8 protein-coding genes, 1 pseudogene and 2 riboswitches are annotated in these 9,375 nt (G+C 68.2%); of the genes and pseudogenes, 5 read left to right on the forward strand and 4 right to left on the reverse strand.

Annotated features, from left to right (window positions below):
- The 3 genes and pseudogenes from AAG801_RS37170 to gcvT all read right to left on the reverse strand — a co-directional run.
- Positions 1-1,020: pseudogene (locus AAG801_RS37170) on the reverse strand (glycine dehydrogenase (aminomethyl-transferring)); the annotation flags it as partial.
- 51 nt (positions 1,021-1,071) lie between these two features.
- Entirely contained in the window at positions 1,072-1,452 is a 381-nt protein-coding gene (gcvH, locus tag AAG801_RS37175; RefSeq protein ID WP_341892934.1) for a glycine cleavage system protein GcvH, read from the reverse strand.
- 37 nt (positions 1,453-1,489) lie between these two features.
- Positions 1,490-2,608 (reverse strand): glycine cleavage system aminomethyltransferase GcvT, encoded by a 1,119-nt coding sequence (gcvT, locus tag AAG801_RS37180; RefSeq protein WP_341892935.1) that lies wholly within the window; start codon positions 2,606-2,608, stop codon positions 1,490-1,492.
- Positions 2,609-2,675: 67 nt separating this feature from the next.
- A riboswitch (glycine riboswitch) is annotated at positions 2,676-2,788 on the reverse strand.
- 14 nt (positions 2,789-2,802) lie between these two features.
- A riboswitch (glycine riboswitch) is annotated at positions 2,803-2,905 on the reverse strand.
- Between the two features lie 34 nt (positions 2,906-2,939).
- Between gcvT and rlmD the strand changes: the two genes are divergently transcribed.
- The gene (rlmD, locus tag AAG801_RS37185; RefSeq protein ID WP_341892936.1) at positions 2,940-4,292 is read left to right on the forward strand and encodes a 23S rRNA (uracil(1939)-C(5))-methyltransferase RlmD; all 1,353 of its coding nucleotides are present in this window, start codon (positions 2,940-2,942) and stop codon (positions 4,290-4,292) included.
- Positions 4,289-5,731: a 1-acyl-sn-glycerol-3-phosphate acyltransferase gene (locus AAG801_RS37190; RefSeq protein ID WP_341892937.1), complete on the forward strand. Its 1,443-nt coding sequence runs from the start codon at positions 4,289-4,291 to the stop codon at positions 5,729-5,731. Before rlmD ends, AAG801_RS37190 begins: the two co-directional genes overlap by 4 nt.
- A gap of 23 nt (positions 5,732-5,754) precedes the next feature.
- Here AAG801_RS37190 and AAG801_RS37195 read toward each other — a convergent pair whose 3' ends face one another.
- On the reverse strand, positions 5,755-6,450 hold the full coding sequence (locus AAG801_RS37195) for a Bax inhibitor-1/YccA family protein (RefSeq protein WP_341892938.1): 696 nt from the start codon (positions 6,448-6,450) through the stop codon (positions 5,755-5,757).
- 174 nt (positions 6,451-6,624) lie between these two features.
- On the opposite strand from AAG801_RS37195, the gene AAG801_RS37200 reads away from it, so the two are divergent.
- From AAG801_RS37200 to carB, 3 genes are all read left to right on the forward strand, one after another.
- Positions 6,625-7,038 carry a heme-binding protein gene (locus AAG801_RS37200; RefSeq protein WP_341892939.1) on the forward strand — a complete coding sequence of 138 codons (414 nt, stop codon included), beginning with the start codon at positions 6,625-6,627 and terminating at the stop codon, positions 7,036-7,038.
- A 185-nt stretch (positions 7,039-7,223) separates the two neighbouring features.
- Positions 7,224-8,387, forward strand: coding sequence for a glutamine-hydrolyzing carbamoyl-phosphate synthase small subunit (gene carA / locus AAG801_RS37205; RefSeq protein ID WP_341892940.1), 1,164 nt, complete (start codon positions 7,224-7,226; stop codon positions 8,385-8,387).
- Positions 8,388-9,375, forward strand: a 988-nt coding sequence (gene carB / locus AAG801_RS37210) for a carbamoyl-phosphate synthase large subunit (RefSeq protein WP_341892941.1), incomplete at its 3' end; no start/stop codon positions are given.

Below are 9,375 nucleotides of genomic sequence, written 5' to 3' on the forward strand. Positions count from 1 at the left end.
CTGCGCCGTGCAGATGTTGGAGGTGGCCTTCTCGCGGCGGATGTGCTGCTCGCGCGTCTGCAGCGCCAGGCGGTAGGCGGGCGCGCCGTGCGTGTCGACGCTGACGCCGACCAGCCGGCCCGGCATCTGCCGCTTGAACTCGTCGCGCGTGGCGAGATACGCCGCGTGCGGGCCGCCGTTGCCCATCGGCATGCCGAAACGCTGCGTGGTGCCGATCGCGATGTCGGCGCCCATCTCGCCGGGCGGCGTGAGCAGCGCCAGCGCGAGCAGGTCGGCCGCGACGACCGCCAGGCCACCCTTCCCGTGCACTGCCGCAATGGTCGGCGCCAGGTCACGCACCGTGCCGTTCACGCCGGGGTACTGCAGCAGCACCGCGAAGGCGTCGGCGCTGCCGGCGTCTTCGGCCGGGCCGGTGATCACCGTCACGCCGATCGGCCGGGCGCGCGTGCGCACCACTTCGAGCGTCTGCGGCAGCACGTCGTCGGCGACGAAGAAGGTCTGCGACTTGCTCTTGCCGACGCGCAGCGCCAGCGTCATCGCCTCGGCAGCGGCCGTCGCCTCGTCGAGCATCGACGAGCCGGCGATCGCCATGCCGGTCAGGTCGCAGACCATGGTCTGGAAGTTGACCAGCGCTTCCATGCGGCCCTGCGAGATCTCCGCCTGGTAGGGCGTGTAGGCGGTGTACCAGGCCGGGTTCTCGAGGATGTTGCGCAGGATGACGCCCGGTGTGTGCGTGCCGTGGTAACCCTGGCCGATGAAGCTCTTCAACAGCTTGTTGCGCGAGGCGATGGCCTTCAGCTCGGCGAGCGCCTGGGCTTCGGTCAGCGGTGCGGGCAGCGCCATCGGCGCGCTGCGCTTGATGGTGGCGGGCACGATGGCCTCGATCAGCGCGCGACGCGACGCGGCACCGATCACCGACAGCATGTGGCGCTCGGCATCGGCGTCGATGCCGACGTGGCGGGCAACGAATTCGGTGGCGTTCTCCAGCTCGCGCAGCGGCTGGTGGGCAGACATCAGCATGGGTTGTCCTGGGCTCGTTCGGGGCAGGAGCGGTGCAAGGGTGGGGCGCGCTCAGGCGCTCTTGAGCAGCTTGTCGTAGGCCGGTGCGTCCATCAGCTGGTCGAACTCGGCCATGCCGGCTTCGGAGATGTGCACCTTGAAGAACCAGCCGGTGCCCAGCGGGTCGGAGTTGGCCAGCGACGGGTCGGCGCGCAGCGCCTCGTTGACCTCGACGATCTCGCCGGTCACCGGCATGTACAGGTCGGCCGCGGCCTTGACCGACTCGACCACGCCGGCAACCTCGCCCTTCTTGAAGGTCCTGCCCACCTCGGGCAGGTCGACGAAGACCACGTCGCCCAGCGCGTCCTGCGCGTGCAGCGTGATGCCGACGGTGGCGGCCTCGTGGTCCTCGATGTTGATCCACTCGTGGTCGGGGGTGTACATGGTCGTCATCGGAGTTCTCCTTGGTCTGAGTGCTGCGGATTGGTGATCAGCCGCGGTGGTAGCGGTGCGGGGCGAAGGGCATGGGGCTGACGCGCATCGGCTGGCGCTTGCCACGCACCTCGGCGTAGACCTCGTGGTTGGGCAGGGCGTGGTTGGCAGCCAGGTAGGCCATCGCGATCGGCTTGCCGACGCTGGGCGCCAGCGTGCCGCTGGTCACGTGGCCGAGCTTGTGGCCCTTGGCATCGACAACGACCGCGCCTTCGCGCACAGGCATGCGCTCCAGGCCGAGCAGCCCGACGCGCTTGCAGGCCGGGCCGGCCGACAACTGCTTGTCGATCGCCGCGGCGCCCGGGTAGCCGCCGTGGCGCGCGCCACCGGCGCGGCGCACCTTCTGGATGGCCCACGACAGGCCCGCCTCGATCGGGGTGGTCTTGTCGTCGATGTCGTGGCCGTACAGGCACAGGCCGGCCTCCAGGCGCAGCGTGTCGCGCGCCCCCAGGCCCGCGGGCTTGACCTCGGGCAGCGCCAGCAGCGCCTTCGCCAGGGCCACGGCCTGCTCTGCAGGCACGGAGATCTCGTAGCCGTCTTCGCCGGTGTAGCCGGAGCGGGTGGCAAAGCAGTCGATGCCGGCGATGCGGCAGAAGGCGCCGGTCATGAAGACCAGCGAGCGCAGTTCGGGTGCGAGCCGACCGATCGCCTCGGCCGCCTTCGGCCCCTGCAGCGCCAGCAACGCACGTTCAGGCATGGGTTGCACGGTGCAGCGGTGTGCGATGTTCGTCTGCAGGTGGCGGATGTCGGCATCTTTGCAGCCGGCGTTGACGATCACGAGGAAGTCGCTCTCGCGCCGCGTGATCATCAGGTCGTCGAGGATGCCGCCGGCCGCATTGGTGAAGAAGCCGTAGCGCTGGCGCCCGGCGGTCAGGCCGACCACGTCGACCGGCACCAGCGATTCGAGCGCGGCCGCTGCGTCCTCGCCCGTCAGCCTCACCTGGCCCATGTGCGAGACGTCGAACAGCGCCGCCGAATCGCGGCAGTGGCGGTGCTCGGCGAGGATGCCTTCAGGGTAGCTCACCGGCATGTCGTAGCCGGCGAAGGGCACCATCTTGGCGCCGAGCTCGCGGTGCAGCGCGTGCAGCGGGGTCTGTTGAAGGGGAATGTCGGACATGACCGCCTCCTGGCGATGCTTCGAGGGCCTTTGCCAACCCCGACGCAGCATGTGCCGTGCCGGGTGCCGTGCCCTCTCTGTCCGCTTTACCTGAGAGATTGACGGTGCACCGTTGCCGTGTGCGCCGCTTGCCCCTTCGGTGGACCCGCTCGGGGCGGGCCTCTCTCCAGCGAGGAACGCCGCGCGTCGCCGCGTGGCGCGTGCCAGTCCTTTTGCCTGAGCGTTCGAACCGGGCCTCAGGGAACGGTTCTGCGCCTTCGGCGGCTTCACGGGGAAGCTCTCTCCTGGCGGCGGCGAGTGTAGCAGCCGGCGGCCGGGATAATCACGCCCCATGACTCCAGCAGATGAATGGTTGACGGTCGAGTCGCTCGACCTCGAGGCGCAGGGCGTGGCGCACAACGCCGAAGGCAAGGTGGTGTTCATCGACGGTGCACTGCCCGGCGAGGTGGTGCGCGTGACGGTGCAGCGGCGCAAGAACAACTGGGAGCAGGCCACCGCCGTGGCCTGGCAGCGCGAGAGTTCACAGCGCGTGCGGCCGCAGTGCCCGCATTTCGGCACATGCGGCGGCTGCAAGATGCAGCACCTGCATGTGGCCGCGCAGGTCGCCACCAAGCAGCGCGCGCTGGAAGATGCGCTGTGGCACCTGGGCAAGGTCAAGGCCGAGCAGTTGCTGCGCCCGATCGAGGGGCCGTCCTGGGGTTACCGCTTCCGGGCGCGACTGTCGGTGCGGTTCGTGGCCAAGAAGGGCAAGGTGCTGGTCGGCTTCCATGAGCGCAAGTCGAGCTACGTGGCCGACATGGAGCGCTGCGAGGTGCTGCCGCCGAAGCTGTCGGCGATGCTGCTGCCGCTGCGCGACATGGTGGCGAGCATGGACCAGCGCGACCGCCTGCCGCAGATCGAGGTGGCGGTGGGTGATGTGGTGACGGCGCTGGTGCTGCGCCACCTCGAGCCGCTGTCGGCCAGCGATCTCGAACGGCTGCGTGCGTTCGGTCGCGAGCACAGCGTGCAGTGGTGGCTGCAGCCCAAGGGCCCCGACACAGTGCACCGGCTCGACGAAGGCGGCCCGGAGCTGGCCTATACGCTGCCCGAGTTCGGCATCGAGATGCCCTTCAAGCCGACCGATTTCACCCAGGTGAATCACCAGATCAACACCATGCTGGTGTCGCGCGCACTGCGCCTGCTCGAGCTTGGCCCTGGCGAGCGCGTGATCGACTGGTTCTGCGGCCTGGGCAACTTCACGCTGCCGATTGCACGCGGCGCGCGCGAGGTGCTGGGCATCGAAGGCAGCGAGGCGCTGGTGCAGCGCTCGCGCGAGAACGCGGCGCGCAACGGCCTGGCCGCACGCACACGCTTCGAGGCGCGCAACCTGTTCGAATTGCCTGCGGCCGACCTTGCCGCCTATGGCGCGGCCGACAAGTGGTTGGTCGATCCGCCGCGGGAAGGCGCGTTCGCGCTGGCCAAGGCACTGGCCGACCTGCATGCGGATGCCTCGCTCGCGCCCGGCTGGCTGCCGCCGCGGCGCATCGTCTACGTCAGCTGCAATCCGGCCACGCTGGCACGCGATGCCGGGCTGCTGGTGCACCAGGCCGGCTATCGCTGCACGATGGCCGGGGCGGTGAACATGTTCCCGCACACGGCGCATGTCGAAAGCATCGCGGTCTTCGACAGGGACAACATCCGGTGAACGCCAGCGTCAGCATCCCGCTGTGGCTGTTCGTGCTGCTGCTGGTGCTGGCGGTGGCGGCGGCGCTGCAGTGGCTGCTGCTGCCGGGCGTGCGCTGGTACCTGCGGCGCAAGGTGCGCGGGGTGCTCGACGAGATCCAGCTGCGCCTGAAGATCGACCTGCCGCAGTTCAAGCTGACCCGCCGGCGCGCGCTGATCGACCGGCTGATGAGCGACCCGCGCGTGCTCGCCGCCGCGCAGCAGCACGCCCTCGAGACCGGCAAGCCCGCGGTGGTGGTGACGAAGCAGGTGCTCGTCTACGCCCGCGAGATCGTGCCGGCCTTCAATGCCTACGTGTACTTCCGCGTCGGTTACTGGCTGGCCAAGACCTTCGCGCAACTCGTCTATCGCGTCCGCCTGGGCTACACCGACGACGCGGCGATTGCCTCGATCAACCCGAAGTCCACCGTGGTGTTCGTCATGAACCACCGCAGCAACATGGACTACATCCTGGTGAGCTTCCTCGCTGCCGAGCGTGTGGCGCTGAGCTACGCGGTGGGCGAGTGGGCGCGCATCTGGCCGCTGCAGGGGCTGATCCGCGCGATGGGGGCCTACTTCGTGCGGCGCAACTCCGGCGACCCGCTCTACCGCACCGTACTGCAGCGCTACGTGCAGATGGCCACCGAGGGCGGCGTGCCGCAGGCCATGTATCCGGAAGGCGGGCTGACGATCGACGGCCGGCTGCGCGAGCCCAAGCTCGGACTGCTCGACTACATGCTCAAGGGCTTCAACCCCGGTGGCGAGCGCGACCTGGTGTTCATCCCCGTCGGAATCAACTACGACCGGGTGATCGAGGACCGCAGCCTGCTGCGCAAGCTCGATGAGAAGCCGCCGCGCGGCAGCCTGTGGCGCACGCTGCGCATCACCGGCGGCTACCTGGGCCGGCAGTTCGTCTTCGCGCTGCTGGGCCGGCGCTATCGCTTCGGCTATGCCTGCGTGAACTTCGGCAAGCCGATGTCCATGCGCGCGTGGGTGGCGGGACGTGGCATCGACTTCCGCGACCTGACCGACGCGCAGCGTCGAGAGGCGGTGGGCGAAGTGGGCCACGCGCTGATGGCGACCATCGGCCGCACGATTCCGGTGCTGCCGGTGCCGCTGGTCGCGCGAGTGTTGCTTGCCGACCCGCAGCGCGCCTGGTCCGAACTGGAGCTCAAGGGCGCCGTGCTCGCTCTGATGGACCGGGCCGAGGCTCTCGGTGCCCATGTCTACGTGCCGCGCAGCGACCGCGACTACGCCATCACCGTCGGCCTGCGCATGCTGACCTTGCGCCATCTGGCGCTGGAGGACGACGGCCTGCTGCGCGCCAACCCGGCGGAGACCCGCGTGCTGGCCTACTACGCCAACTCGATCGCGCACCTGTTCGATGCGCCAAAGCAAACGGGGCCCGAAGGCCCCGTTTGAACTTCATTTCCGGACTGCGGCGATTACTCGCTGCTTCCGCCGATGCCGAACAGGGCCAGCAGCGCCTGGAACACGTTGTAGATGCTCAGGTAGACACCCAGCGTGGCGCTGATGTAGTTCGTCTCGTAGCCGTCCTGCACGCGCTTCAGGTCATACAGGATGAAGGCCGAGAAGATGCCGATCACCAGCACCGACAGCGTGATCATCAGCGCACTCGACTGAATGAAGAAGTTCGCCAGGCCCGCCACCAGCACCATGATGGCGCCGATGAACAGCCACTTGCCCATCGCCGACAGGTCACGCTTGATGATCGTCGACAGCGTCGCCATGCCGAGGAAGATGGCGCCGGTGCCGGCGAAGGCCATCATGATCAGGCTGGCGCCGTTGGTGAGGCCGAGAACGGCGCCGACCAGGCGCGACAGCATCACGCCCATGAAGAACGTGAACGCCAGCAGCACCGGCACGCCGGCCGCCGAGTTCTTGGTCTTCTCGATCGCGAACATGAAGCCGAAAGCGCCGACCAGGAAGACCACCAGGCCGATGCCGGGCGACATGGCGCGGGCGATTCCGGTGGTCACGCCGAGCCAGGCGCCGAGCACGGTCGGCACCATCGACAGCGCGAGCAGCCAGTAGGTGTTGCGCAGGACGCGGTTGCGCTGCTCCGCCGAGGCGACGGTACCGGCATGTCCGCCGTATGCAGCTTGCAGGCTCTGGGTCATGAAACCTCCGTTGGGGGTTGTGGGATACAGCCTGTGACAGGCGAAGCGCATTCTAGTTCCCGCCTTCTGCGTACAGAAAGACCGTACGGGGCGTGGCGGAATCGACGGCAGGCGGCGCGATAGAGTTCACGCAGCGCCGGACACCGGCCCCTCCAACCTGCCTGGAACCCCACCATGAAGAGCAAGCCGTTCCTGACCCTGGACGACGTGAAGCGGATCGCCGCCGCCGCCGAAGCGGAGGCGCTGGCCAACCAGTGGGCGGTGGCCATCGCCGTCGTGGATGACGGCGGCCACCTGCTGTGGCTGCAGCGCCTGGACGGCGCGGCGCCGATCTCGGCGCAGATCGCGCCGAACAAGGCGCGCACCTCGGCGCTGGGCCGTCGCGAGAGCCGCCTGTACGAGGAGATGATCAACCAGGGGCGTGTCTCCTTCCTCAGCGCACCCGGCCTGGAGGCGCTGCTCGAAGGCGGCGTGCCGATCATGGCGGAAGGTCAGTGCATCGGAGCCGTCGGCGTCAGCGGCGTCAAGTCCAGCGAGGACGCGCAGATCGCGCGCGCCGGCATCGCCGCACTCGGTCTCGCTGGGTGAAAACCCGGGGCGCGGGTGGTCGGTCGGCTATACTTCGCAGGTTTAGCTTCTTCCACCCCGCCCAGCGAATTTCTCGCTGATTCCGACGGAAACTCCTTCGGTTTTCCCTCCGGCGCATCCCTCGCGGACGCCGGTTCCGGCTTCGACGAGCCGAGCTGGGCGCGCACACTCGAACGGAGAACCCGGTGCCGCCGCAACTGCTGTCCCCACAAGCCCAGGCGATCCTGGCTCTCGCAGACGGCACGGTCTTCCAAGGCATCTCGATCGGCGCTTCCGGCCGCACGGTCGGCGAGGTGGTGTTCAACACCTCGATCACCGGTTACCAGGAAATCCTCACCGACCCCAGCTATTGCCGGCAGATCGTCACGCTGACGTATCCGCACATCGGCAACTACGGCGTCAACGAGGAAGACGTCGAAGCCTCGAAGGTCCATGCCGCCGGCCTGATCATCAAGGACCTGCCGGTCCGCGAATCCAACTTCCGCAGCACCGCGACGCTTGCCGACTACCTGAAGCGCGAGGGCACGGTGGCGATCTCCAACCTCGACACGCGGCGCCTGACGCGCATCCTGCGCGAGAAGGGTGCGCAGAACGGCTGCATCCTGACCTTGCCGCTGGGCGAGGCCCTGACCGCGGCGCACCGCGAGCAGGCCATCGCTGCCGCGCAAGCCGCGCCGAACATGGCCGGCCAGGACCTCGCCAAGGTGGTCAGTTGCACCGAGCGCCATGAGTGGACCGAGACGGCCTGGACGCTGGAAGACGGCTACGGCAAGCTGGCCCAGCCGAAGTTCCACGTCGTTGCCTACGACTTCGGCGTCAAGCGCAACATCCTGCGCCTGCTCGCCAGCCGCGGCTGCCGCGTCACCGTCGTCCCCGCGCAGACACCCGCGAAGGACGTGCTGGCGCTCAAGCCCGACGGCATCTTCCTCAGCAACGGCCCCGGCGACCCGCAGCCGTGCGACTACGCGATTGCCGCCACGCGCGATCTGATCGACACCGGCATCCCGACCTTCGGCATCTGCCTGGGCCACCAGATCCTCGCGCTGGCCTCGGGGGCGAAGACCTTCAAGATGAAGTTCGGCCACCACGGCGGCAACCACCCGGTCAAGGATCTCGACTCCGGCCGCGTCTCGATCACCAGCCAGAACCATGGCTTCGCGGTGGACGAGAAGACGCTGCCGAAGAACCTGCGACCCACGCACGTGTCGCTGTTCGACGGCACGCTGCAGGGCCTGGCACGAACCGACAAGCCGGCCTTCTGCTTCCAGGGCCATCCCGAAGCCTCGCCCGGCCCACACGACATCGGCTACCTGTTCGACCGCTTCGTCGCGCTCATGGAGAAAAAGTAAATGCCGAAGCGCACCGACATCCGCAGCATCCTCATCATCGGCGCCGGCCCGATCATCATCGGGCAGGCCTGCGAGTTCGACTACTCCGGCGCACAGGCCTGCAAGGCGCTGCGCGAGGAGGGCTACCGCGTCATCCTCGTCAACAGCAACCCGGCGACGATCATGACCGACCCGGGCATGGCCGACGCCACCTACATCGAGCCGATCACCTGGCAGATGGTCGAGAAGATCATCGCCAAGGAGCGGCCGGACGCGCTGCTGCCCACCATGGGCGGGCAGACCGCGCTGAACTGCGCGCTCGACCTGCACAAGTACGGCGTGCTGTCCAAGTACGGCGTCGAGATGATCGGCGCCAACGAGCACGCGATCGAGAAGGCCGAGGACCGCCTGAAGTTCAAGGACGCGATGACCGGCATCGGCCTGCACTCGGCCAAGTCGGGCATCGCGCACTCGATGGAAGAGGCGCTGGACGTGCAGCGCCGCATCACGCAGGAGATCGGCGGCACCGGCTTCCCGATGGTCATCCGCCCCAGCTTCACGCTCGGCGGCACGGGCGGCGGCATCGCCTACAACCCGGAGGAGTTCGAGGAGATCTGCAAGCGCGGGCTCGACCTCTCGCCGACCAACGAGCTGCTCATCGAGGAGAGCCTGATCGGCTGGAAGGAGTACGAGATGGAAGTCGTCCGCGACAAGGCGGACAACTGCATCATCGTCTGCTCGATCGAGAACCTCGACCCGATGGGCGTGCACACCGGCGACTCGATCACCGTGGCGCCGGCGCAGACGCTGACCGACAAGGAATACCAGCTGCTGCGCGACGCCTCGATCGCCATCCTGCGCGAGATCGGCGTCGACACCGGCGGCTCCAACGGGCAGTTCTCGATCAACCCGGACACCGGCCGCATGGTCGTGATCGAGATGAACCCGCGCGTATCGCGCTCCTCGGCATTGGCGTCGAAGGCCACCGGTTTCCCGATCGCCAAGGTGG

The sequence above is a fragment of the Variovorax sp. YR752 genome (assembly GCF_943372545.1).

What these genes read in the sequence shown, in the direction of transcription:
- gcvH (WP_341892934.1), bottom strand. Translation starts at nt 1,452, where the DNA reads ATGACGACCATGTACACCCCCGACCACGAGTGGATCAACATCGAGGAC.
- gcvT (WP_341892935.1), bottom strand. Translation starts at nt 2,608, where the DNA reads ATGTCCGACATTCCCCTTCAACAGACCCCGCTGCACGCGCTGCACCGC.
- rlmD (WP_341892936.1), top strand. Translation starts at nt 2,940, where the DNA reads ATGACTCCAGCAGATGAATGGTTGACGGTCGAGTCGCTCGACCTCGAG.
- AAG801_RS37195 (WP_341892938.1), bottom strand. Translation starts at nt 6,450, where the DNA reads ATGACCCAGAGCCTGCAAGCTGCATACGGCGGACATGCCGGTACCGTC.
- AAG801_RS37200 (WP_341892939.1), top strand. Translation starts at nt 6,625, where the DNA reads ATGAAGAGCAAGCCGTTCCTGACCCTGGACGACGTGAAGCGGATCGCC.